The sequence below is a fragment of the Pseudomonas sp. BN102 genome (assembly GCF_029871245.1).
Taxonomy (GTDB): Bacteria; Pseudomonadota; Gammaproteobacteria; order Pseudomonadales; family Pseudomonadaceae; genus Metapseudomonas.
Genome location: NZ_SSON01000079.1, coordinates 23,097 through 46,543 on the forward strand (window position 1 = coordinate 23,097; position 23,447 = coordinate 46,543).

Annotated in this window: 16 protein-coding genes; 11 read left to right on the top strand and 5 right to left on the bottom strand. The window is 64.1% G+C overall.

Features of this window, described 5'->3' with window-relative positions:
* Nucleotides 1–80 precede the first annotated feature (80 nt).
* The 6 genes from E8F12_RS27610 to moaA all read left to right on the top strand — a co-directional run bounded on the left by E8F12_RS27610 (nucleotide 81) and on the right by moaA (nucleotide 8,818).
* Nucleotides 81–1,316 carry an NADH:flavin oxidoreductase/NADH oxidase family protein gene (locus E8F12_RS27610; protein WP_280328421.1) on the top strand — a complete coding sequence of 412 codons (1,236 nt, stop codon included), beginning with the start codon at nucleotides 81–83 and terminating at the stop codon, nucleotides 1,314–1,316.
* 245 nt (nucleotides 1,317–1,561) lie between these two features.
* The gene (locus tag E8F12_RS27615; protein ID WP_280328406.1) at nucleotides 1,562–4,534 is read left to right on the top strand and encodes a molybdopterin-dependent oxidoreductase; all 2,973 of its coding nucleotides are present in this window, start codon (nucleotides 1,562–1,564) and stop codon (nucleotides 4,532–4,534) included.
* The gene (locus E8F12_RS27620) at nucleotides 4,527–5,399 is read left to right on the top strand and encodes a 4Fe-4S dicluster domain-containing protein (protein ID WP_280328407.1); all 873 of its coding nucleotides are present in this window, start codon (nucleotides 4,527–4,529) and stop codon (nucleotides 5,397–5,399) included. Before E8F12_RS27615 ends, E8F12_RS27620 begins: the two co-directional genes overlap by 8 nt.
* Nucleotides 5,396–6,535, top strand: a complete 1,140-nt coding sequence (locus E8F12_RS27625) for a VOC family protein (protein WP_280328408.1) — start codon at nucleotides 5,396–5,398, stop codon at nucleotides 6,533–6,535. Before E8F12_RS27620 ends, E8F12_RS27625 begins: the two co-directional genes overlap by 4 nt.
* A gap of 24 nt (nucleotides 6,536–6,559) precedes the next feature.
* On the top strand, nucleotides 6,560–7,531 hold the full coding sequence (locus E8F12_RS27630; RefSeq protein ID WP_280328409.1) for a fumarylacetoacetate hydrolase family protein: 972 nt from the start codon (nucleotides 6,560–6,562) through the stop codon (nucleotides 7,529–7,531).
* 294 nt (nucleotides 7,532–7,825) lie between these two features.
* Entirely contained in the window at nucleotides 7,826–8,818 is a 993-nt protein-coding gene (gene moaA / locus E8F12_RS27635) for a GTP 3',8-cyclase MoaA (RefSeq protein ID WP_280328410.1), read from the top strand.
* Nucleotides 8,819–8,987: 169 nt separating this feature from the next.
* Here moaA and E8F12_RS27640 read toward each other — a convergent pair whose 3' ends face one another.
* Nucleotides 8,988–9,641, bottom strand: a complete 654-nt coding sequence (locus tag E8F12_RS27640; protein ID WP_280328411.1) for a TetR/AcrR family transcriptional regulator — start codon at nucleotides 9,639–9,641, stop codon at nucleotides 8,988–8,990.
* A 3-nt stretch (nucleotides 9,642–9,644) separates the two neighbouring features.
* Entirely contained in the window at nucleotides 9,645–11,300 is a 1,656-nt protein-coding gene (locus E8F12_RS27645; RefSeq protein WP_280328412.1) for a bifunctional 3-(3-hydroxy-phenyl)propionate/3-hydroxycinnamic acid hydroxylase, read from the bottom strand.
* 482 nt (nucleotides 11,301–11,782) lie between these two features.
* Between E8F12_RS27645 and E8F12_RS27650 the strand changes: the two genes are divergently transcribed.
* The 5 genes from E8F12_RS27650 to E8F12_RS27670 all read left to right on the top strand — a co-directional run bounded on the left by E8F12_RS27650 (nucleotide 11,783) and on the right by E8F12_RS27670 (nucleotide 21,067).
* Nucleotides 11,783–14,680 (top strand): AAA family ATPase, encoded by a 2,898-nt coding sequence (locus tag E8F12_RS27650; protein ID WP_280328413.1) that lies wholly within the window; start codon nucleotides 11,783–11,785, stop codon nucleotides 14,678–14,680.
* Nucleotides 14,681–14,979: 299 nt separating this feature from the next.
* Nucleotides 14,980–15,195, top strand: coding sequence for a hypothetical protein (locus E8F12_RS27655; RefSeq protein ID WP_280328414.1), 216 nt, complete (start codon nucleotides 14,980–14,982; stop codon nucleotides 15,193–15,195).
* Nucleotides 15,196–15,312: 117 nt separating this feature from the next.
* Nucleotides 15,313–16,827, top strand: a complete 1,515-nt coding sequence (locus E8F12_RS27660; RefSeq protein WP_280328422.1) for a TolC family protein — start codon at nucleotides 15,313–15,315, stop codon at nucleotides 16,825–16,827.
* 29 nt (nucleotides 16,828–16,856) lie between these two features.
* Nucleotides 16,857–17,975 (top strand): efflux RND transporter periplasmic adaptor subunit, encoded by a 1,119-nt coding sequence (locus E8F12_RS27665; RefSeq protein WP_280328415.1) that lies wholly within the window; start codon nucleotides 16,857–16,859, stop codon nucleotides 17,973–17,975.
* Nucleotides 17,972–21,067 carry an efflux RND transporter permease subunit gene (locus tag E8F12_RS27670; RefSeq protein WP_280328416.1) on the top strand — a complete coding sequence of 1,032 codons (3,096 nt, stop codon included), beginning with the start codon at nucleotides 17,972–17,974 and terminating at the stop codon, nucleotides 21,065–21,067. Before E8F12_RS27665 ends, E8F12_RS27670 begins: the two co-directional genes overlap by 4 nt.
* Before the next feature lie 397 nt (nucleotides 21,068–21,464).
* Here E8F12_RS27670 and E8F12_RS27675 read toward each other — a convergent pair whose 3' ends face one another.
* From E8F12_RS27675 to E8F12_RS27685, 3 genes are all read right to left on the bottom strand, one after another.
* On the bottom strand, nucleotides 21,465–21,974 hold the full coding sequence (locus E8F12_RS27675) for a hypothetical protein (protein ID WP_280328417.1): 510 nt from the start codon (nucleotides 21,972–21,974) through the stop codon (nucleotides 21,465–21,467).
* A gap of 99 nt (nucleotides 21,975–22,073) precedes the next feature.
* Nucleotides 22,074–22,643: a sarcosine oxidase subunit gamma family protein gene (locus E8F12_RS27680; protein ID WP_280328418.1), complete on the bottom strand. Its 570-nt coding sequence runs from the start codon at nucleotides 22,641–22,643 to the stop codon at nucleotides 22,074–22,076.
* 3 nt (nucleotides 22,644–22,646) lie between these two features.
* The coding region (locus tag E8F12_RS27685) for an aminomethyltransferase family protein (protein WP_280328419.1) at nucleotides 22,647–23,447 on the bottom strand (801 nt) is incomplete at its 5' end.

Below are 23,447 nucleotides of genomic sequence, written 5' to 3' on the forward strand. Positions count from 1 at the left end.
AGGCTGGACGTACCTCAGAGGGGCAAAAAGCCCAAAGGAGCACCGTGCTTGCCGACTTTTCATCTGCTGAAGGACAGAACATGACCAGCTCAAAGCTCTTCGAACCGCTGCGATTGCCCAATGGCGCGGTGATTCCAAACCGAATCGCCAAGGCTGCCATGGAGGAAAACCTGGCCGATGCGGATCATGCACCGGGAGAAGGGCTGGTCAGACTCTATCGGCGTTGGGCGGAAGGCGGGGCTGGTCTGATCATCACCGGCAACGTTATGGTCGATCGCCATGCCTTGACCGGACCGGCTGGGGTGGTGCTCGAGGACGATAGGCACCTCGGCCGATTCAGGCTGTGGGCGGATGCTTGCCGCAGTCGTGGAGCCCAGGCTTGGATGCAGATCAATCATCCGGGGCGGCAGGTTCTGGCCGCCCTTGGACAGCCGGCGCGGGGACCTTCCGCAGTTGCCGTCGACATCCCCGGGCTGTCCAAGGCCTTTGCGCAGCCCAGGGCCTTGGGCGAGCAGGAGATCGAGGAGCTGATCGAGCGCTATGCCCATACGGCAGCACTGGCCGAGCGTGCCGGATTCACCGGCGTTGAAGTTCATGCCGCCCACGGCTACCTGTTCAGCCAATTCCTATCGCCCTTGACCAACTGGCGCAGCGACCGCTGGGGCGGCAGCCTGGAAAATCGAGCACAGATCCTCCTGCGAGCCGTCGACACGATACGTCAGCGAGTGGCGTCGACCTTTTGCGTCGCTGTGAAGCTCAACTCGGCGGACTTTCAGCGCGGCGGATTCGATGCCGAGGATGCGGCTCGGGTGGTGGAAATGCTCAATGCCAAGGCCGTCGACCTGGTCGAGCTGTCAGGTGGCAGCTACGAAAGCCCAGCCATGCAGGGGCAAACCCGCGACGGCAGCCGCTTGGCTCGAGAGGCCTATTTTCTCGAGTTCGCGGAAAGAATCGGGGAAGTCGCGCACATGCCGTTGATGGTCACCGGCGGCGTGCGCCGAAAGGAGGTCGCGGAGCGAGTGGTGGGCGGTTCGGTGTCGGTGGTTGGGCTCGCCACTGCGCTGGCTATCGAACCGACCCTGCCCAGCCAGTGGAAGGAGGGGCAAGACACTGAAGTGGAGCCCATCGTCGTCCGCTGGAAGAACAGGGCGCTGGCATCGCTTGCCGTGGCATCGGTGGTCAAGAAGCAACTCGGGTTATTGAGCCAGGGGAAACGAGCAAGCCCAAGGACTTCGCCGCTCATGGCGTTGATCGGCAACCAGCTGAAGTCCCGTCGTCAGGCGAAACGCTACAGGCAATGGATTGGCCAAGCCTAGTGGGCACTCGAAACACCCGGTTCCATCTGTTCCAACCCGTCGGGAGTTGATGCGTTCTCAAGCAATCAACCCAGGGAGCCGGCCCTCTCCGGCTTGTGAGCCCTGCTGGCGGACGGCAATCGCCGGATGGAGGGAGCCGACCCTGAAACAGGACGCACTGGCACCGAGAAGTCGTCCTGACGTAGTGCCTCGAAACCCCAACACCAGTGGCAACCTGAATGAAAAAAATACTTCTAAAAACAATATTGTTCGCTTTACCAAAGGTACTTGGCTTCACCGCCCGCAAACATCCGCAATTTCACGCGCGGCTCAAGCAGAAGAACTGCACCGTCTATATCGGCCTTCAGGACGGCAGCATCGGCCGCTTCCTGGAAATCCGCGGCGGTAAAGTGTTTTCGCGCGTTGGCAAGGCGGCAGAGGCGGATGTCAGCATGCTGTTCAAGGATCTGCCGACGGCGCTGAAATTCCTCTCGCCCAATCCGGACATGGGCGAGATCGTCCACGCAGCCAAGAACTTCAAGGTCGTCGCCAAGGGGCCGGACCCCCTGGTGGTGTGGTTCACCCAGACGCTCAACCTCAGCCAGACGGTCGGGCTGGAGATGGGCCTGCCGATGCGCGACGGCACCCGGCGCTACACCACCTGCACCAACGGCGGCCCGCTGTTCATTTATGTGAAGGGCGGGCGCATCCAGCGCGTCACACCGCTGGAGTTGGATGAGAAGGATGCGCCGAGCTGGGAGTTGCAGGCGCGCGGCAAGACCTTCCGTCCCAAACGCCGCGCCCTGGTAGCGCCGCATGCCCTGTCGCTCAAATCCCTGGTTTATTCGGACAAGCGCATTCTGCGCCCGATGAAGCGGGTCGATTTCGACCCGGACGGCGAGCGCAACCCGCAGAACCGCGGCAAGTCGGGCTATGTGCCCATCAGCTGGGACGAAGCGCTGAGCATCGTCGCCAAGGAAATCAACCGGCAGAAGCGCGTCCACGGGCCAGGCTCGATCACTTTCCCGATGTCGTCCCACCACCAGTGGGGCAATGTCGGCTATTACCTCAGCTCGCTGATGCGCTTCGCCAACCTGATCGGTTTCACCCGCGTCGCCGCCAACCCGGACAGCTGGGAGGGCTGGTACTGGGGCGCCATGCACCATTTCGGCAACTCCATGCGTGTCGGCGTGCCGGCCGGCTATGGCGCCGTCGAGGACTGTCTGAAGGAAGCCGAGATGATGGTCTTCTGGTCCTGCGATCCGGAGAGCACCAACGGCGCCTATGCAGGTTTTGAGGGCACCACCCGGCGGCTGTGGGCCAAGGAGCTCGGCATCGAGTTCGTCCATATCGATCCGCACAATAACCCCACCGCGCAGCTCCTCGGCGGGCGCTGGATTCCGATCCGCCCGCAGACCGATGCCGCCCTGGCCACGGCCATCATGTACGTGTGGGCCGTCGAAGGCCTGTACGACGCGGATTACGTCGCGACCCGCACCACCGGCTTCGACGAATGGAAGCGCTACCTGCTTGGCGAGACCGATGGCATAGCCAAGACCCCCGAGTGGCAGGAAGGGGAGACTGGCGTGCCGGCCAAGGACGTGCGCGCGCTGGCCCGCAAGTGGGGTAACCGCAAGGTCTATCTGGCGACCGGCATGACCGGGGCCGGATTCGGCGGCGCCGGTCGCGGCGCGACCGGGCAGCAGTGGGCGCGTTGCATGATCATGATGATGGCCATGCAGGGCTGGGGAAAGCCGGGCGTCAATTTCGGTTGCCTGCAGATCGGCTCGCCGGTGGACCATCATTTCTACTTCCCCGGCTATGCCGATGGGGGGATATCCGGCGAACTGATGTGGACCGGCAACGCCGTAAATAACTATCAGCGCATGCCCCACATCCTGACCATGAACCCGGTCAAGCAGCTGGTGCCGCGGCAGCAATTGCCCGACGCCATCATCAATGGCCATGCTACCGGCTATCTGTGGGACGGCATGTCGCAGGAGGCGCAGTTTGCCCCCTTCACCTATCCGATGGCGGGCTATTCGCCCATCCACATGATCTACCGCTACGGCGGTTCGTCGTTCAGCACCGTGACAAAATCCGGCCGCTGGGTCGAGGCCTACCGTCACGACAGCATTGAGTTCGTGGTCAACCAGTCCATCTGGATGGAGGGCGAGGCTGAGTTCGCCGACATCATCCTGCCGGCCTGCACCCAGCTCGAGCGTTGGGACATCGGCGAATGGTGCAATTCAGGCGGTTATGCCCACCATGGCTACACCCTGGTCAATCATCGCGTGGTGGCGCTGCAGCACAAGTGCATCGAACCGCTCGGCGAGTCGCGGTCGGACTACGACATCTTCGCCGCCATCCTCGAGCGCCTGGGCTTGGGCGGGGTGTTCACCGAAGGCTGCGGCGAGCTCGATTGGGTCAAGCGGGTGTTCGATTCCTCCGACCTGCCGGATCACATCTCCTGGCGCGAGTTCTGCCGCAAGGGCTATTACGTCGTGCCGCCGGAAAGGCCCGAACTGCGCCCGCCGGTGGACATGCGCTGGTTCGCCGAAGGCCGTCAGAAGGATCTGCCGGAGCCGTTTCCGCTGCCGTCGCAGTGGGCGGAAGAGTTCGGCAAGGGCCTGCAGACGCCCAGCGGGAAGCTGGAGTTCGTTCCCGAAACTCTCAAACGCCACACCAAGGACAATCCCGACCGGCCGGCGCTCAACCGATACATCCCCTCCTGGGAAGGCCTGGGGACGACCGAGCTGGTCGGCAAGTACCCGCTGCAGATGATCGCAACCCATTCGCGCTATAGCTTCCACACCTCCAGCGATGGCAAGAACGGCGTGACCAGTCGAGTGGCGGATCATCGTGCCCGCCTTCTTGGCCACGATTTCTGGCTCTTGCGCATCAGCCCTGGCGACGCGGCCGCCCGAGGCATTGCCCATCGTGACCTGGTCAAGGTTTACAACGACCGCGGGGCGGTGATCTGCGCTGCCGACGTGTCGGCCCTGGTGGTGCCAGGGGTGGTCAAGTCCTTCGAGGCCAGCGCGGAGTTCCAGTTGGTGGAAGTGGCCGGCGAGACCGTCGAAATCGGCGGCTGCATGAATATCCTCACGCCAGACCGGCCGCAAACCCAGGGTACCAGCAGCATGAGTCCGAACTCTTGCCTGGTCCAGATCGAAAAATGGCAAGGCGCCGACGCGTTCAAGCGCCTGCGCGCCGTGGAGGGAGTCGCCCATGAGTAAGTGGAATCTGATCATCAACGTGGGGCGTTGCGAGAACTGCTACAACTGCGTCCTCGCTGAGCGGGACGAGCACGTTGGCAACGACTATCCGGGCTATGCGGCCCCGGCCTCCCTTGCCGACGAGGCACCGATCCGCATCCTGCGGCGAGTGCAGGGGGCGGCGCCGATGGTCGAGACGACCTACCTGCCGGTGATGTGCAACCACTGCGACGATGCGCCGTGCATGAAGGTCGGCGGCGACGCGATCAGCAAGCGTGCCGATGGCATCGTCGTGATTGATCCGGTGAAGGCCAAGGGGCGCAAGGACATTGTCCGCTCCTGCCCCTATAGGGCCATCGTCTGGAACGAGGAGCAGCAGCTGCCGCAGACCTGGATCTTCGACGCCCATCTGCTCGATGACGGCTGGAAAGGCCCGCGTTGCCAGCAGGTGTGTCCGACGGACGTGTTCGAGGCGGTGAAGCTGGACGACGTGGCGATGCAGCAGAAGGCACGCCAGGAAGGCTTGCAAGTACTGCTGCCCAAATTGAAAGCCAAACCCAGAGTCTATTACCGGGGCCTGGAGCGCTGGGACACCTGCTTCATCGGCGGCAGCCTCAGCGCCAGCGTTGACGGTGTGGTCGATTGCGTCGCCGGTGCCGAAATCACGCTTCTTCAGAACGGGAAACCAATCGCGGTCACCCACAGCGACGCCTTTGGCGACTTCCGCTTTGGCGGCCTGGCCAAGAAAAGCGGCGGCTATCGCATTGAAATCCGCCATGGCCTGGGCGAGGCGCAGCGCGACTGCGAGATCGACGAAAGCCTCTATCTTGGCGAGATCCGGCTGGTGAGCAGCCATCAGGAATGCATTGAGGAGCAAACAGTATGAATCACACCCAGGAACTGAGCGTGCCGCCGGAATATCCGGAAAGCGCGGCGCCCGCCCACGTCAAGAAGCTGGCCCGGCCGAAGGCCTGGCAGAAGGCTACGCAGCTGGCCTTCCTGCGTTTCGAAAAGAAGGATCTCGCCGAGGCTGAGCGCTTCTGGAACGATTTCGGCTTGGTGACGGTGTCGCGCACCGCGGAGCAACTGGTACTGCGCGGTGCCGGGACTGCGCCGGCCATCCTCGTTGCCACCAAAGCTGAGACCTCGCGCTTCGTCGGCTCGGTCTTCGTGGTTCCGGCCGATACCGATTTCGCGCGGCTGGAACGCGAAAGCAATGCCAAGCCGCTGTCGCCCGAGCGCATTCCTGGCGGCGGGCGCGGCGTCACACTCAATGACCCGGACGGCACTGAACTGTGGTTGATCACCGACTGGGGTTCGGTGCCGGCGTTGTCGACCCGGCCGCCGATCCATCGGGAAATGAACGTACTGGGCGAGATCCAGCGGGTGAACCGCACGGTCCGTTCGCCCATCGAGCCGGCGCTGGTCGGTCGCCTGGGGCACGTTGTCTACCAGACCAGCAACTTCGAGGAGATGTCCGAGTGGTACATGCGCCACCTCGGCATCATTCCGACGGACGTGCAGTACCTGGAGGACGGCTCGCCGCTGGTCACTTTCTTCCGCCTGGACCTGGGCAACCAGCCAGCGGATCACCATACCTTCGTCATGGCGAGCGCTCTGCAGCCGCGTTACGAACACAGCGCCTGGGAAGTGATTGACCTCGACGCCCTGGGACAGGGGCAGCAAGTCATGCATGCCCGTGGTCACAAGCACTTCTGGGGCATCGGCCGGCACCTGCTCGGCAGCCAGCTCTTCGATTACTGGAAAGACGCGGACGGCTTCGACTTCGAGCACTACACCGATGGCGACGTATTCACCGCCGATCACGAGACGCGCTACGTGCCGTTCTCGACGGGCAGCATCTGGGCCTGGGGGGACGACGCGCCCAAGAAAATCTTCCCGGCCAAGTCTCTTGGCCTGGTTTGGCGGGCATTGAAGCTTATCCGCCAGGGGCGCCTGACCCTGGCCAAGCTACGCATCATCGGCAAGACGCTCGATACCCCGGCGCGTCCCTGGCTCTGAATTCGACACACAAGGACTTGATCCATGGCTATCGCCCTTATCCGCTTCATCCCTGCCAAGGCAGCTGCCGACACCGATCCCCGCTGGGGTGTCGTCTTCGGTGAAAAGGTCGCACCGCTGGACGGCAGCTACGCGACCACCGCCGACCTCATCCGGAACGGGCGCGAGGCCGCCCGTCAGCTTACGCCAGCCCAGGCAACGCTCGAACTGGGCAGCGTCCGCGTCCTGCCGCCGGTCACCTCGAACCAGCAATTCATCTGCCAGGGCGTCAATTACGAGAGCCATGTGCGGGAATCCGGCCTTGATCCGAAGAACTTCCCGTTCAATACGATCTTTACCAAAGCGCCCTCTTGCATCAGTGGCCCGCACGACGACGTAGTGCGCCCCTCCCATGTGAAACTGCTGGACTACGAGATTGAGCTGGGTCTGGTCCTCGGGCGCGATCTGGTTCCTGGTGAGGTTGTCACGCCGGACAAGCTTCACGAGGTCCTGGCCGGCGTGACCATCGTCAACGACGTCTCGGCCCGCGATGTCCAACTGCCTCAGGGCCAGTTCTACAAGGGCAAGAGCTACCAGACCTTCGGTCCGGTCGGCCCGGTACTGCTCCTGCTCGAACCCCAGGAGTGGCAGCGCTGGCGCGAGCTGAAGATGACCTTGACGGTCAATGGCATCGCCCGGCAGCAAGCCTACTGCGGCGAAATGCTGTTCAAGCCGCATCAGACGCTGACCGAACTGGCGTCGCTGCATGGCATGCACACCGGTGACCTGGTTGCGACCGGGACTCCGGCCGGTTGCGCCGCAAAGGCACCCGGCAAACTGGTCATGTTCATTCTCAAGCATTTCATGTCCGATGCCGGGAAATGGAAGGCCTTCATCGCCAAGGCGACGAAAAACCCGCTCTACCTTCAACCCAGCGATGTCATGAGCCTGAGCATCCGTACCGACGACGGCGCACTGGATCTCGGCCAACAGCGCACCCGGGTGGTGGCGGCTTGAGCGTGGCCGAACGGCTGCTTTGCCTGCGCCCGGCCGAACCACCAGTGTTCTCGGTCGCCTCCATGCCTGTGCCCCGTCCGGCTAATGGCCAGGTGGTGGTGCGGGTCGAGGTCACCGCGGTGAACCCGATCGACGTCCAGCGTGTAGGCGGCTACCCATCAGGAAGCAGTGTTTCTCGCCAGCCAGGCGCTGGTGATCCGTGAGTTGCTGCAACAGCGAATTGCGGTCTTGGCCTGCAGTTTCAGGTACAGGCCTGGGCAAAAAAGGTCGCAGAGGCAATCGGGGGAGCGCGTAATGGATAGCGTTCTGCAGGATGGCTTCGGTCGCAGTATCGATTACCTTCGCATGTCGGTGACTGATCGCTGCGACTTCCGCTGTGTCTACTGCATGGCCGAGGATATGACTTTCCTGCCGCGTCAGCAGGTACTCGGCCTGGAGGAGTTGTACCGCTTGGCGGCGCTGTTTGTGCGTAACGGGGTGAAGAAGATCCGCCTCACCGGTGGTGAGCCGCTGGTGCGCAAAGGCATCGTCCAGCTGTGCGCGCAGATCGCCGCCTTGCCGGGGCTGCGCGAACTGGTGATGACCAGCAACGGCTCGCAGCTGATCAAGCTGGCGCAGCCGCTGGCCGACGCCGGGGTCAAACGCCTCAACATCAGCCTGGACAGCCTTGATGCACAGCGCTTTCGGGCGATTACCCGTACCGGCGACTTGGCCCAGGTGCTGGCCGGCATCGACGCGGCGAGCGCCGCCGGCTTTGCCCGGATCAAGCTCAATGCCGTGGTGATGCAGGGGCGCAATGCCGACGAGGTGCTCGACCTGGTCGAATATGCGGTGAACCGCGGTCTGGACATCAGCTTTATCGAGGAGATGCCGCTGGGCGAGGTGGGCCGCTCGCGTGGCGAAAGCTACTGCTCCAGTGACTGGGTGCGAGAGCGTATCGCCGAGCGTTACAGCTTGCTCGATAGTGCCGAGCAGAGTGGCGGGCCGGCGCGCTATGTACGCCTCAAGGATTTCCCTGGAAGCCGTATCGGTTTTATCTCACCGCACAGCCACAACTTCTGCAGCACTTGCAACCGCCTGCGCCTGACCGTGGAAGGGCGCCTGCTGTTGTGCCTCGGGCACGAGAACTCCATCGACCTGCGCGCCCTGCTGCGCCGCCATCCGCAAAGCGATGCGCCCTTGCTGCAGGCAATCCACGCCGGCCTGACGCGCAAGCCGTTGGGTCACGAATTCAGCGTTGGCGGCGAGTTGCAGGTGCTGCGCTTCATGAACGCCAGCGGTGGTTGAAAGCAGTCAATCGCCCATAGGCACGCCTCGTGCGGCTTTCATTGTGCCTTGGCGCAGGAGGTGCCATGTACACCATTGCGCGGGCGCGGATGCGCCGCTGAATCGGACTTTGTGAGGGTATGACTCGCCCCGGATCATTAAAACGCCACCCAGTTGATTCGCGACTGGGTCAGGTGATGGTGGGTAACGGCAGGCTGGCGATCTTCTTGGACCGGGCGGGGGTAACGCCTAGAGCCTTGAGGACCATCTCTGCGACCTGCACATCGTGCCCCGTCACCGCGCGACCCTCGACGACCGAACGCATCGCGCCGGTTGTGCAAGACACCACGATGTCCATGGCGATGCCTTCGTCCTCGAACCTGAAAGCACCCTCGCGTAGGCCTTCACGCAGGTCGTCAAGGACATGGGTGGCCAGTCGGGAGCGAATGGCCTGATCGAAATGGATGATGCGCAGCAGCGCGTTGGCCCACTGGCGGTCATCTTCGGCGCGGTGGATGAACATGCGTACGCCTATCGAAAGCCGCTGGGCACCGCTTTTTACGTTCGCGCTGAGGGCGGAGATAGCGTCGGAGAACTCGGCTGCCAGGGTAATCCCCACCGCCTCCAGCACTTCTTCGCGCGTGCGGAAGTAGTTGTAGATGGTGCCGTTGGATACCTCTGCTTCGGCGGCGACTTCGAGCAGGGCGATTTCGCCTACCTCCTTGCGTGCGATAAGGCGCAGCGCTGCCTCCACCAGACCGCGACGAGTGCGCTCACGCTTCTTGTGTCCTCGCGTGAGAGGCTGGTTCTCGTCCAGGTCTGGTGGTGGAGTGGGGGTGGGCATACGTCAGGCTCGCATTCGAAGGGGCTCGCTGATGGTAAAGGAAACGCTGTCGGCGGTGGAGTCGCCGCTGGCCATCAGGTCCATGCAGGTTTGAACCAGTTTCGCGGCCTCTGTGCTGGGGGCATGGTGCATGATCTGGCGATCGGGGCGCACCACGACAAGCGTGCCCTTGGGCGCCAGCGGCAGGATGGCGTGGTTGAGATCCTCGATGAGGGTGAAGCTGCTGGCAGGGCGCTGGCCGCATGGTCCGATGTGCAGGAAGCTGCCCCCCACCTTTACCCAGGCAGTGATCTGGGCTGGGGATAGCAGCGACAGCGGGTCGACACCGAATCCTACCAGCGTGAGGTGGTCCCCGAGCGCCTCGTCACTCCGGTGCACCTGCTGCTGAGCATTGCGGACCCAGGCCTGAGGAAACAGTCCACCGCGAACCAGCTTGTCGCCTCGGCTATGGGGCGCGAATAGTCCGTGCTTGAAGATATTCTTGGGCTTGATATCCAGTTCCTCGAAGTACTTTCGAGTAGCCGGCGTCAACGCCAACGTGCGCATCAGCCCATGTATGAGGAAGGCTGCCAGCTTGTTCCGGGGCATTATCAGACGTCCCATGAGCTTGGCCAGGTCGATCATCGCCTTTGCATGGGGTTGGCGCTCCTCGTCATAGGAGCTCAGTACCGAAGCCGAAGCCTGGCCGCGCAGAACCCAGGCGAGTTTCCAGGCAAGGTTGGCGACATCCCGAAGCCCGGCAACGAGGCCTTGTCCGACAAAGGGAGGAGTGATGTGAGCAGCATCCCCCACAAGGAAGATGCGTCCTTTGCTGAAGCTGTTGCAGCAGCGGGCGTGGAATCGGTACACCGCCTTGCGCTCGATCTGTAGCTCGCGCGAATCGAACCGCGGGGCGATCAGCTTGGCGATGCTTTCCGGGCTTTCCATTTCTTCTCGCTTCTCACCTGGGTGCAGCATGAACTCCCAGCGTTCCCGGCCTCCCGGCGCAGGCATATGCGGAGCGGGGCGCTTTGGATCGCAGAGGAACTCGACATGATCAATTGCCGATTGGCGTCGATTGGCAGCATCGACGATCAGCCAGTCTTCGGCGTAGGTCTTTCCTTCGAAATCCTGGCCGATCAGGGTTCTGACCCTGGAGCTCGCACCATCCGCACCCACCAGGTATCTGGCGCGAACGAAGTGTGTATGGCCCTCCTGGTCCCGTACGGAGGCGACGACGCAATCCGACTCCTCTGCCAGGGTCTCGAGCTCGAAGCCCCCCAGGCTGGTCACTGACTTGAACTGGGAGACTTGATCTCGCATCGCGTGCTCGAGGTCGGGCTGGTAGAAGGTCACCAGCTTGGGATGGCCGTCGATGCACCCCGACGTGTTGGCCCGTGCGAATTGCCCGAGTACCGGCGAGTGCATGCGTACCTCGGGAATCACGATCTTTTCGAAAGCGTCTTCGGCCAATCCGGCAAGTTGCAGGATGCGCAGCGCCTCGTTGTCCAAGGCAATGGCTCGGGGCATCAGCAAGACCTCCTGGGTCTTGTCGACAACCAGCGTGTTTACGCCATAGCGACCCAACAGCGCGGCGAGCGTCGCCCCTGCAGGTCCGTAGCCCACTACCAATACATCGACAGTTTCTGGAAGCAGTACGGAGCAATTCTTGTTGTTCATACCGAGCCCTTGTTGTGATTGAGGTCGAGAGACGCGGGGTCTCATCGTCAGGCAAGGTCAAGGTATGCAAATATGAGATATTTTTCAATATTGATGTATCTGTCATTATTTCCTGGGATCATCCCCGCGCCTAAGCGAGATCACATGGGGGCGAGGGTGTCAGGGATGGATTGCGAATCGAGTCCGGGCCGAAGAGATGAATTGTGGCGGTCTGATAGGGGCGGTCGCACTTGGCTTTCCATCTACCGGTCTAGCCGGTCGCGACTTGCTCTTGGGGTGCTTGGAATTGATAGGAGTGTGTGTTCTTCGGGGCGCGGCGGCTGGTTGAGCGGTCCGGGGATGGCCAGCGGATGGTGGATTCACCGAATTCCGACCGGTGAAGCTTGGCTTCTTGGCCGATCGGCGTTGTCATCTGAGTAACGGGCCACTTTCCAGGCCCCCGACGCACAACTGTGTGTTTGTTTAGTCTTCAGGAATCAAGCGTGGCGCGTCCGCAGCCCCATCCGAAACCAGTACAGATCCGCTTCGGCGAATTCGAGCTCGACGAGGAAAACGCCTCGTTGTCGCGCAGCGGAAAGGCCGTGGCGCTTGCGCCTACTCCCTTCACACTGCTGTGCGAACTTGCACGCCAACCGGGATCTCTGTTGACCAAAGATGCCTTGCTTGATGCGGTGTGGGGCCATCGGTTTGTCAGCGAATCGGCGCTGAAGACCGCCATCAGCGATCTCCGCACAGCGCTTGGTGACGAACCCAAGCGGCCACGCTTCATCGAGACTGTGTCGCGGCGCGGCTATCGCTTTATCGCCGTGCCGTCCCCTGTCCCCTCGATGCCGCCTGCATCAGCGACGGTGCCGACGGCCGGAACGCACTCGTTGCCGTCCTTCATCGGTCGCGCCGACGAGGTCTCAAGGTTGCAACGAGCGTGGGAGCGGGCGTACGGCGGCCAGCGCGCAGTGGTCTGGCTCGCCGGCGAACCCGGGATTGGCAAGACCACGTTGATCGAGCATTTCGTCGCCAGCCTTGGCGGAGTCGCCTGCGCACGCGGTCATTGCGTGGAGCACTACGGCACCGGCGAGCCGTACCTGCCGGTGCTGGAGGCGCTGGCTGATCTGTGCCGCAGCGACCCAACCCTGCCGGCGCTGCTGCGAGCCGTGGCGCCGACCTGGTTGCTGCAACTGCCATGGCTGAGCACCGCGGAGGAGCGAGACGCGTTGCGGCGCGAGCTTGCCGGCGTCGGTCCGGATCGCATGCTGCGGGAAATGGGCGAACTGCTTGACCGCTACACGGAGCAGCGGCCGCTGTTGCTGGTAACCGAAGACCTGCACTGGAGCGATCGGGCGACTGTCCAGCTCATCGACTACGTCGCGCGGCGACGTGGTCGCACGCGCCTCATGTGGCTGTCGAGCTTTCGTCTTGCCGAGGTGGTAGCGCTCGATCACCCGCTCAGCTCATTGCGCCACGAACTGCGCCTGCACCGGTTGTGCGAGGAAGTGGTGCTCGATCCGTTCTCGGAGATCGAGGTCGCCGACTATGTCGCGCTGCGTTCGGCGTCGCTGGCGCGCGAAGAAACCTTCGTGCGAGCCCTGCACGAGCGCACCGACGGTGTACCGCTGTTCGTCTCGTCGGTCATCAGTGAAGTGATGGACCGAACGGACGACGATGCCACCATCGAAGCGCGGTTGGCGGGTGTGGCGGTCCCCGAGAACCTCGCGGCCATCATCGATCACTACATCGCCAAGCTCGGGCAGGAGCAGCGTGCGCTGCTCTCGGCAGCAGCGGTATGCGGCGTCGACTTCCGGGTTGAGACAGTTTCGCTGGCCCTCGAGCGCGACCTCGCTTCGGTGGCCCACGCCTGTGAGGAGCAAGTGCGCGAGCAGGTGTGGCTCACGCGGTCGCGGGTCGCCGAAGGTGAAGATACGGCAGAGTTACCCTACTCGTTCCGGCATGCGCTCTTCCGCCAGGTGCTGTACGACCGCACGCCGCGCTCATTGCGCACCCACCTCCATCGCCAGGTTGGCGTTGCCCTCGAGCGCGAGAGCACGGCGGGCGTTCCAGTTGCTGCCTCGGAGCTGGCGATGCATTTCGACCGGGCTCGGCAGCCGATGATCGCGCTGCGCTACTACGCCGAGGCCGCGGAAGCTGCGCTGCTGCACTTCAGCCCGGCCTCGTGCATCGGTCTCACTGAGCGCGCGTTAGTCCTGCTGCAGCAGGCGCCAGAAGGGACAGAGCGCGATGCGCTTGAAATTACCTTGGCCACGCTGCAGGGCGTATCGGCTTTCCACACGCTCGGCGTCGGCAGCGAAGCCAGGAACGCGTTCGAACGCGCGTACACGCTGCTGGCGGATGCACCCGAGCATCCGATGCGCGGTCGCCTGCTGCACGGATTCGGCTATCTGCTGAGTCTGCGTGGCGACTATGCGCTGGCGCTGGCAGTGGCGGAACGTGCCGAAGCCCTCTCGTCCGAGGCGAACGATCCAGCGCTCATGCTGGCCGCGTGCATCGTGCATGGCGAGGTACACCATCTCCAGGGGCGCACGCAGGCAACACGCAGTTGGCTAGAGCGCGCCCTCGCGATCGCCGAGCCGCTGGACATCGGGACGAACGAGATCTTTGCGGCCGATCCTCAGGTCATGCTACACGGCATGCTGGCCATTGAGCTGGTGCGTTCCGGCCTGGTTGAGCAGGGGCGAGCCCACATGCAGCGGGCGCGGACCCGAGCGCAGGTGCTGCGCCAGCCTATGACCTGGCTGGTCGCCGCCTGGCAGGAGGTGTTGATCGAGGTGCGGATGGGCAACCACGTGCGCGTGGCAGCGCTGGCCGACGAGATGCAAGCGCTGGTCGATGAGTATTCGCTCGCGTTAGGTCGCACGGCCTGTCGTTGGTGGCGTGGCTGGGCGGACGCGCGCTGCGGCGCGCCGCGCGACGGTCACCGCCGCATCCGCGAGGCCTACGAAGAACACACCAGGCTCGGCATGCGCTCCGGTGCCAGCGAGGTGCTCGGCTATGCCGCCGAGGCGCTGCTGCTGGCGGGTGATGGCGACGCGGCGCAAGCCGAGCTGCAGGAAGCGCTCCGGGTGGGGGAGGAACTGGGCGAGCGCGTGTACCTGCCACAGCTGTTGTTGCTGGAGGCAGCAATCGCGCGGATGCAGGGCCGGCCTGACGCCGGCAGCGCCGCAGTGCGGCGGGCGGTTGAGGAGGCGCGCGGCCAGGAAGCACCTTGGCTGGAGCTGCTCGCGCTGGTCGAGCTGTGCGGGCAGCACGACGCCGCGGCCGAGGAACGCCAGGCCCTGGCGGCGCTGGTTGAGCAGTTGCCCGAAGCTGACGGAACTGAACTGGTGAAGCGCGCGCGCTCGCTGCTGCAGGCTGCAAAGCCGGGTTGAAGCGACAAGAGCGCGCTCTTCATTGCCTGGCGCACTGACATCGCACCCACCAGCGTTCCTCTGACCGCCGTCTCTCCGCAGTGGGCACGGTAGCGAGAGCCCGTCCCTGGGATGAGCTTGAAGTTCATGCGCCAGACCTTTTCTGCGGGGTGGTGAGGGCAGGTGCCGCTGCGACGTCGACGGGGCACGGTTTCAGCGGGGGAGGGCGCTGTCCAGACCGAAGTCTGACCTTTCGCTTACAACTCTGTCCGGGGGGCGGCCTACGCTGTCGTCGAACTTCCTTGATCCCCTGGTCTGTGATGATCCTGAACCCTGAATCCAAGTACCCGAGCCGACGTTCGTACGTAGTGAAGCTGCGTAGCGATGCTGCGCCGGGGGCCCTCGTGGGCCGTCTCGAAAACCTGGTCACCGGGCGTCAACGCGAGTTTTCGTCCGCCGAAGAGTTGCTGGCGTCGATTGCGTCCGACCTCGCGTCGGCGGCCAGCGAGCAAGCAGCGGACGCTGCCAGCGAGTGACGCCTCCAACATGAATGAGCGCTCGAAATGGCGACCGAACTGCGACGCTTCGCTGACAACTTTGCGCGCGCCGGGTCCTACGCTGATGCAACCTCGAATTTGTACGAGTCCAATCTGATGCCGCGACTTCCAACCCCCCATCCGTTGACCCGCCACGCCGGGCAGGCGCCCCTGCAACATGCCGAACGCTTGGTCGGCGTCGTCGCGGGTGCGGCGCTCGCCGTGTCTATCGCCTTGGTTTTGACCGGTTGTTCCACCGAGGTCGCCAAGCCGTCGGTGGACATGCCGGCCGAGTTCGCCGCGAGCACCGCCTCCGAGATGGAGCCCGAAGCTGCATGGTGGGAGGCTTTCAACGACCCGGTGTTGACGGATCTGGTGCGCCGCGCCATGCACGAGAACCGTGATGTCAAGATTGCCGCCGAGCGCGTGCGCGCCGCACGCGCCGGCGAGACGATCAGTCGCTCCGGGCTATTCCCGAGTGTCGGACTGTCCGCCTTTGGCTCTGACCGAAGTACCGGCTACGACACCGCCAAGAAGAAGGGCTTTCCAGACACCGAGACCGTCGGCGCGGGCCTGGACGTCTCGTGGGAGCTTGATCTGAGCGGTCGCCTGCGCGCTGGCGCGGCTGCAGCTGAAGCCGAGGCGCTGGCCGCGGAACACGGCGTGCGCGGTGTGCGCCTGTTGGTGATGAGCGATGTCGCCAGCAATTACTTCACGCTGGTCGGCGCGCTGCGCCAGGTCGAGACGTTGCGCGCGATCGCGGCGGCGCAGGATGAGACGCTACGGCTGGTTACGGCGCGCCACCGTGTAGGGCTTGCAACCTCCTTCGACATTGAGCGCGCACAGACCGATGCCGCATCGGCGCGCGCGCAGATCCCCCCGCTGGAGACGCTGGCGGCTGTGGCGCGGCATCGCATCGCGGTGCTGATCGGCGACCAGGCATTTAACGCCGCGAGCATCCAGCCCTCGCGTGGCGATGTACTGGTGCCCGAGGCCCGGGCGGGACAGCCCGCCGAGCTGCTGCAGCGCCGGCCTGATGTATTGGCGCTGATGGCGCAGCTCGATGCGGCCAATGCGCGCCGCAAGCAGGCCGCGGCCGAGTGGTTCCCACGGCTGTTCCTCGGTGCTTCCTTCGGGCGCCAGAGCCTGGCGCTGAACGGTCTGGACCTCGGCGCCGCCCGCTTCACTAACGTGGCCGGCCTGCTCACGATGCCGATCTTCAACGCCGGGCGTACGCGGGCGATCAACGAGGTCGCCGAGAGCGGTCAGCGTGAGGCGCTGCTGCGTGCTGAGGACGGCATTGTGCGCGCGCTCGAGGACGTGGAGAACGCCCTCGTCACCGTGGCGCAAGAGCGCCACCGCGCCAAGTCGTTGCAGGCGGCCACAGAGTCCGCGGAGGCTGCGCTGAGCCGCGCGCAGTCGCTCTACGACCGGGGGCAGATCGACCTGCTGCCACTTCTGGACGCGCAACGTGCGCGCCTGGCGGTGCGCCTGAGCGCTAACGACAGCACCACCCGTTTGCTACTCGACAGCGTGCAGCTCTACAAGTCGCTGGGTGGAGGCTGGCAGGTGTTCGAACAACCCGCCAACCCCACCGCAGCCACCGGTGCCGACCGTCCGCCACTTTCCTAAGAACCTGTCGTCTCCAAAGAGGAACCGCCTTGAAGAACTCCCTTACTGCGGCCGGCGCCCTGGCCGTAGCCGCCATGCTTTCCGCGTGTAGCCCGGACCAGCCGACAGTGCAGGCGCCACGACCGGTACGCACCGTTGAAATCAGCTATGACAATGTCCGTGAAACCAATCGCTACGTGGGCACCGTGCAGTCGCGACATGAAGTCGACCAGGCCTTCCGCGTGGGCGGCAAAGTAGCCCAGCGCAAGGTCGATGTAGGTCAGTTCGTACGCGAAGGCGACTTGCTGGCTGTACTGGATGACAGCGACTACCGCCTCGCCGAGGAAGCGTCGCGGCAGCAGTGGGCGGCTGCCGTCGAGCTGGCGCGCCAAGCCGAGTCGGACCGCCAGCGCCTGACCGCACTGAAGGCAGACGGCTCGGTCAGTGCGGCCGACGACGAGCGTGCACACACAAGTGCTCAGACCGCGCATGCGACCGCCGAGGCCGAGGCGCGAAAGCTCGAGCTCGCGCGCAACCGGTTCAAGTACACCGTGCTGCGCGCCTCGCGCAGCGGCGTCGTCACGTCTGTGCGCTTCGAGGTGGGGCAGGTCGTGGCGGAGGGCCAACCGGTTGTCTCGATCGCGAATCCGGGCGAGCCCGAGATCGTCGTCGATGTGCCCGAGGATCACCTTGCTGCCTTCAAGGAGGCACGTTTCAAGGCCTGGCTGGCCAGCGCACCGAACGAGACCTTTGATGTTGCGCTGCGCGAGCTGTCGCCGCAGGCGGCAGCGCAAACGCGCACCTTCCGTGCGCGATTGAAACCTGAGAGTGGGCGGTCGCTGCCGCTGGGTGCCACCGCCACCTTGGTTGCCGAGCGCGAGGTGGCGGGTATTCCGATAGCAGTGGTGCCGGCCACAGCGCTGACCCAAAGCCGCGGCCAGCCGGCGCTGTGGGTGGTCAAGCCCGAGGACTTGAAGCCAGTGGGCACTGTCAGTCTGGAACCTGTGGTGGTTTTGGGGTACCGCAATGACGAGGTGCTCGTCTCCGGGCCTCCCCCCCGAGCACTGGTCGTTACCGCCGGGGTGCAGAAAATGGCGCCCGGGCTGAAGGTTGCGTTACCCGACGTCGGGGGCGCGGAAACGAACACCATGCAGCAGGCCGCCCGATGAACAACTTCAACCTCACCGATTGGGCGTTGCGCCACCGCGCCGTCGTTCTGTTCATGCTCATCCTCGTCGCGGTGGCCGGCGCATTCAGCTTCACCAGGCTCGGTCAGCTCGAGGACCCGAGCTTCTCCGTGCCCTCGATGACCGCCATCGTCATCTGGCCCGGCGCCACCGCCCAGCAGTTGCAGGACCAGGTCCTGAACCGCATGGAAAAGAAGTTCGAGCAGATCGACAACTTCGAGAAGGTGGTCACCTACGCGCGGCAGGGCTATGCGGGCATGACGCTCACCGTGCGCGGTGGCACCTCCAAGGCCGACCAGCGCGAGGCCTGGTACCAGGCGCGCAAGAAGCTCAACGACCTGAGCCTCGAGCTGCCCGAAGGCGTGATCGGCCCGATCGTCAACGACGAGTACGGCGACGTGTACGGCCTGATGTACGCCATTAAGGGCGACGGCATTGACCAGGCTGACCTGTCCGACGCAGCCGAGGACATCAAGCGCCGCATGCTGAAGGTGCCGATGGTCAAGAAGATCGATGTCGTCGGCAAGCAGGCCGAGCGCGTCTATGTCGAGTTCTCGCACGAGCGGCTGGCCGCGCTGGGCATCACGCCGCTGACCATTGCCGAGAGCCTCAAGAGTCAGAACGCCATGCTTCCCGCGGGCCAGATCGACACTCGCGGCGACCGCCTCATGGTGCGCGTGAGCGGCCAGTTTGCCAGCGAAGATGCCATTCGCAACCTGCCCCTCTCCGCAGGCGGCCGGCTGATCAAACTCGGCGACATTGCGACCGTCACGCGTGGCGTCGAGGATCCACCGACCTACACGGTGCGCCACAACGGCCAGCCGGTGCTGATGCTTGGCATCACGATGACCAACGACGGCAACATCGTGGACCTCGGCAAGGCGATGGAGACGGCAGTGGCCAAAATCCAGTCGGAACTTCCATACGGTGTGGAGCTGGAGCTCGTGGCCGACCAGCCCACCACGGTAAAGGGCGCGATCCTGGACTTTGAGCGCGCGCTGGCCGAGGCGCTGATCATTGTGATCGCGGTGAGCCTGGCCAGCTTGGGCTGGCGCGCCGGCCTCGTGGTCGCGACTACGGTGCCCCTGGTACTGGGCGGCGTGGCGCTGGTGATGCTGGCGATGGGCTGGAACCTCGAACGCATCTCGCTCGGCTCGCTGATCATCGCATTGGGCCTGCTGGTGGATGACGCCATCATCGCGATCGAGATGATGGTGGCGAAGATGGAGACTGGCTGGGACCGCGTCAGGGCGGCGGCCTTCTCCTACTCGGCCACCGCCATGCCGCGCCTGACCGGCGCGCTGATCACCGTCGTGGGCTTCCTGCCTATCGGTCTCTCGCAGTCCACCACCGGCGAATACGCGGGCGGCATCTTCTGGATCGTCGGTGCCGCGGTGCTGTTCTCGTGGATCTGCTCCGGCATTTTCACGCCGTATCTCGCGGTCAAGATGCTGCCCAACGACCTGGGCAAGCACCAGCATGGTGGCGACCTTTACGACACGAAGTTCTACCGCAGCCTACGCGGCCTGATCGACGCCGCTATCGAACGCCGCTGGGTGGTCATCGGCGCGACATTTGGTGCGCTGGCGCTCGCTCTGGCCTGCATGAAGCTGGTGCCGCAGCAATTCTTCCCCAACAGTTCACGTCCTGAGTTGGTCATCGACCTGCGCGTCAAGGAAGGTGCCTCGTTCGCCGCGACGACCGAGCAGGTTAAGCGCATGGAAGAGATCCTGGCGAAGGACGAGGACGTGCGATTCTTCACCGCCTACACCGGCGCCGGAGCACCGCGCTTCTATCTCTCGCTCAACCCCGAGCTGCCGAATCCGGGCTATGCCCAGTTCGTCGTGATGACCAAGGACCTGGACGCACGCGAGCGAGTGCGCGCGCGGCTGATGACGGTGGCCGACCAACAGTTTCCGCAGGCGTGGTTACGCGTGACCCGGCTTGAGCTGGGGCCGCCCGTTGGCTACCCGGTACAGTTCCGCGTCGTCGGCGCCGACACCCAAGTGGTGCGCCAGATCGCCCGCGAGGTAGAGCACGTGGTCGCGTCCAGCCCGAAAGTGCGCGACGTCCAGCTCGACTGGAATGACCCGGTGCGAACGCTGAAGGTGCAGTTGGACCAGGACAAGGCGAACGCGCTGGGCCTCACACCGGCCGACGTGTCGCTGGTGACCCAGACCGTGATGAACGGCGCGACCCTGTCGCAGCTGCGCGAACGTGAGGACCTGATCGACATCGTGGCCCGTGCCGTACCGGAGCAGCGCCTGAACCTCGACACACTCAAGGATATCAACCTCTACACGCGCCAAGGCACCGTAGTGTCGTTGTCGCAAGTGGCACAGGTGAGCTACGAGCTGGAAGAGCCAGTGCTGTGGCGCCGCAACCGCGACATGGCGATCACCGTGCGCGCTGACGTGAAGGATGGCGAGCAGGGTGTGTCGGTGACGCAGGAGATCCAGCCGATGCTGAAGGACATCGAGGCGAAACTGCCCTCGGGTTACCGCATCGACGTGGGTGGCGCGGTGGAGGAAAGCGACAAGGCCAACAAGGCGCTGCTGGCGGTGGCCCCGCTGATGCTGGTCACCATCCTGCTGCTGCTGATGCTCCAACTGCAGGACTTCTCACGCATGTGGATGGTGGTGCTGACTGCGCCGCTGGGCCTGATCGGCGTGGTGCCCGCGCTACTGATGTTCCAGTCGCCGCTGGGCTTCGTCGCGATTCTGGGCATTATCGCCCTCGGCGGCATGATCATGCGCAATTCGGTGATCCTGATCGACCAGGTGCAGATCGAGATCGCCGAAGGCCGCGACCCGTGGAATGCGGTGCTGGATGCCGCCATTCACCGGGCCCGTCCGGTGATGCTGACGGCGCTGGCCACTGTGCTCGCAATGATCCCGCTGACGCGTAGCGTGTTCTGGGGGCCGATGGCAATTGCGATTATGGGCGGCCTTACCGTGGCGACGCTGCTGACGATCTTCTTCGTTCCGGCGCTGTACGCCGCATGGTTCAAGGTGCGCCGCGATACGGCCGCTGACGCCCGACAGGTGACGGCCGATGCTGCACTCGCTTCCTGAGTGACGAGTGCGGTGGCATTGCGCCCCGTCTTCACCGACGAAGGCTGATCATGCCTGATCGGCCTTCGTCGAATCGGGGCGGGTGCTTGGCTAACGTGATCGCGGCGGCCTCGGATACCTCCCTTGTCATTTGCAAGGAGTAGCAGATTGTCGACTTCTCGCCTCATAGCCACTCTCAGTGTCAGCACGACGCTTACCCTGGGGTTCGTCCCGGTCCAGCTCATGGCATTCTTGGAGTGCAAAGGTTGGAGCGGCTGGCCGTGCGCAGCGAGAAGATGGGCACCATCACCGAACTTACGAGCTGGTGCAGCATGCCAACTGCCGCAACCTGACTAGTGACATGTGCCTAACCTGCAATGAGGGTTTGTACCAGCGACGCGATTGGTAGGACTGCCATCTATAGGGGAGTCTCTGGACGTCTGCCTCGATGCACTATCGCCATGGCAATACCGGCCAGAAGTATGGCTAGGGTGTATGCGAAGAGGCCCAGGTTGATGCCGAATATCATCTTCTCCGAGCCGTCCGTGAGGACCATCGAACCACCGTATGTGGTACGCAGCCAGTAGCTCATCAGGAAGCCGCCAGTGACGAACACGGTCAAGAGGCTGGCAAGACGAAGGTCGCCCTTGAACCACACCAGCCAGAAGCTGAAAGCGCCTAGCGCTGTATTGGTAAATAGCTGCCACACCTCATGGAGCCGGGCGTGGGGCTCCCAGGCCGGATTGAAGACATGGGTTTCATTGATCTCCAGCATGGGCACAACGACGGCGTAGAAGATGATCCCCACGGTCACGAGTAGTTTGGGTATCACGTGGAACCTCCTTGTCTTTACAGGGCTAGTCAGCCCGCGCTGCAGGGCGGGCACGCGGTAATCCGCTTCCCGATCCGGGGTTTCGATGGCGGTCATTTGGGGGCCTCCTGGGAGGTCGTTGTGTTGGGCTTCGGTGTGCTCAGCGCCAACCTACAAGGCCCTGTAAGTTGGGTTGAGCGCAGGAAGCCCAACGGATCAGTCCAACTGCGCTTCCAGTCCTACCGGCTGCCCGCCGAACTCATCCATGGCATCCAGCATGGCGCCGTGGAAGTAATCGAGAGATGCCCGGTCGCAGAGAATGTGGAAGCGCGGTAGTTCGCCCGTTGCGGCGTTGATCACGATGACGTTGATCCGTGCCGCTGAAGTCTGCGCTACGGCACCCACGGGAAAGGCCTCGGACCGCAGGTCGACCCCGCAGACCTTGGCCATCACCTCCGCCACATGGCGTCCAGAGAGCTGCAGCCACGCATGGCTGTCCTGGCGGGGCAGCAGGTAATTGCCCAGCTCGCCCAGCTGCCAGCCGGCTTCCTCGGCGGCGATGCGTTCGCCCCGGTCCGCCAGGCTTCCGAGCAGCAGGTACTCGGTCTGCGACAGGCGTGCCACCAGTGAGCCGTCCGCCTGGGCCAACGCCCGGTTGGGCGGCTCCGGCAGCTGGTAGCCGCGCCCAGTGAGCCAGGCGGCGCTGTCCGCTCCGCGAAAGCCCACCCGTGGCAGGTTGGTGAGGTCGATGAGCGCGCAGCGCTCGATGGGGTTGAGGCTGGTCATGGCTCAGAGCTCCTGGCGCAGGTTGTCGGGGTCGTAGAAGGGCAGTCGCACCACGGTGGCCTGGACCAGTTGGCCGCCTTCGACGCGGATCGGGATCCGCGAGCCTGGTTCGGCCTGGTCGGCACTGGCGTAGGCCAGGCCGATGATATGGCCGAGGGTGGCGGAGAACTCGCAGGAGGTGACGTTGCCGCTGATGTCCGACCCCTTGAGTACCAGGTGGCCCTCCAGCGGCTGCGGGCTGCCCTTCGGCAGGCTGAAGCCCACCAGCTTGCGCTTCAGCGGTTGCGCTTCAAGGATCTCGATGGAGCGCTTGCCGACGAAGAAGGCCTTCTTGCGGCCGATGGCCCATTCCATGTCGATCTCGCCCGGATGGGTCATGCCGTCGGTGTCCTGACTGATGATCACGTGGCCCTTTTCCAGGCGCAGGAGGCGCTGGGTCTCGACGCCGAAGGGACGAATGCCGAACTCGGTGCCGGCGGCCATCAGCGCGTCCCACAGCTTGCCGCCGTGACGGGCGGGGACGTGGATTTCGTATCCCAGTTCACCGACGAAGCCGACTCGCATCAGCCGCGCCGGAATACCGGCCACGGTGCCGGTGCGCACGGCGAGGTAGGGGAAGCCTTCGGCGGACAGGTCGACGTCCTCGCAGAGCTTCTCCAGCACCTGGCGCGACAGCGGCCCGGCCAGGTTCACCGCAGCCAGGGCAGCGGTGACGTTGGCGATGTCCACATTGAGGCGCCACTGGGCGTTCCACTTGAGCATCTGCTGGTAGATGCGGTCCACGCCGCTGGTGGTGGCGGTGAC

Excerpts from the sequence above, each read along its gene's own strand:
- E8F12_RS27680 (WP_280328418.1), bottom strand. The coding sequence starts at position 22,643 with ATGACCAGCCTCAACCCCATCGAGCGCTGCGCGCTCATCGACCTCACC.
- E8F12_RS27675 (WP_280328417.1), bottom strand. The coding sequence starts at position 21,974 with ATGACCGCCATCGAAACCCCGGATCGGGAAGCGGATTACCGCGTGCCC.
- E8F12_RS27670 (WP_280328416.1), top strand. The coding sequence starts at position 17,972 with ATGAACAACTTCAACCTCACCGATTGGGCGTTGCGCCACCGCGCCGTC.
- E8F12_RS27630 (WP_280328409.1), top strand. The coding sequence starts at position 6,560 with ATGGCTATCGCCCTTATCCGCTTCATCCCTGCCAAGGCAGCTGCCGAC.
- E8F12_RS27640 (WP_280328411.1), bottom strand. The coding sequence starts at position 9,641 with ATGCCCACCCCCACTCCACCACCAGACCTGGACGAGAACCAGCCTCTC.
- E8F12_RS27655 (WP_280328414.1), top strand. The coding sequence starts at position 14,980 with ATGATCCTGAACCCTGAATCCAAGTACCCGAGCCGACGTTCGTACGTA.
- E8F12_RS27620 (WP_280328407.1), top strand. The coding sequence starts at position 4,527 with ATGAGTAAGTGGAATCTGATCATCAACGTGGGGCGTTGCGAGAACTGC.
- E8F12_RS27610 (WP_280328421.1), top strand. The coding sequence starts at position 81 with ATGACCAGCTCAAAGCTCTTCGAACCGCTGCGATTGCCCAATGGCGCG.
- E8F12_RS27660 (WP_280328422.1), top strand. The coding sequence starts at position 15,313 with ATGCCGCGACTTCCAACCCCCCATCCGTTGACCCGCCACGCCGGGCAG.
- E8F12_RS27645 (WP_280328412.1), bottom strand. The coding sequence starts at position 11,300 with ATGAACAACAAGAATTGCTCCGTACTGCTTCCAGAAACTGTCGATGTA.
- moaA (WP_280328410.1), top strand. The coding sequence starts at position 7,826 with ATGGATAGCGTTCTGCAGGATGGCTTCGGTCGCAGTATCGATTACCTT.
- E8F12_RS27625 (WP_280328408.1), top strand. The coding sequence starts at position 5,396 with ATGAATCACACCCAGGAACTGAGCGTGCCGCCGGAATATCCGGAAAGC.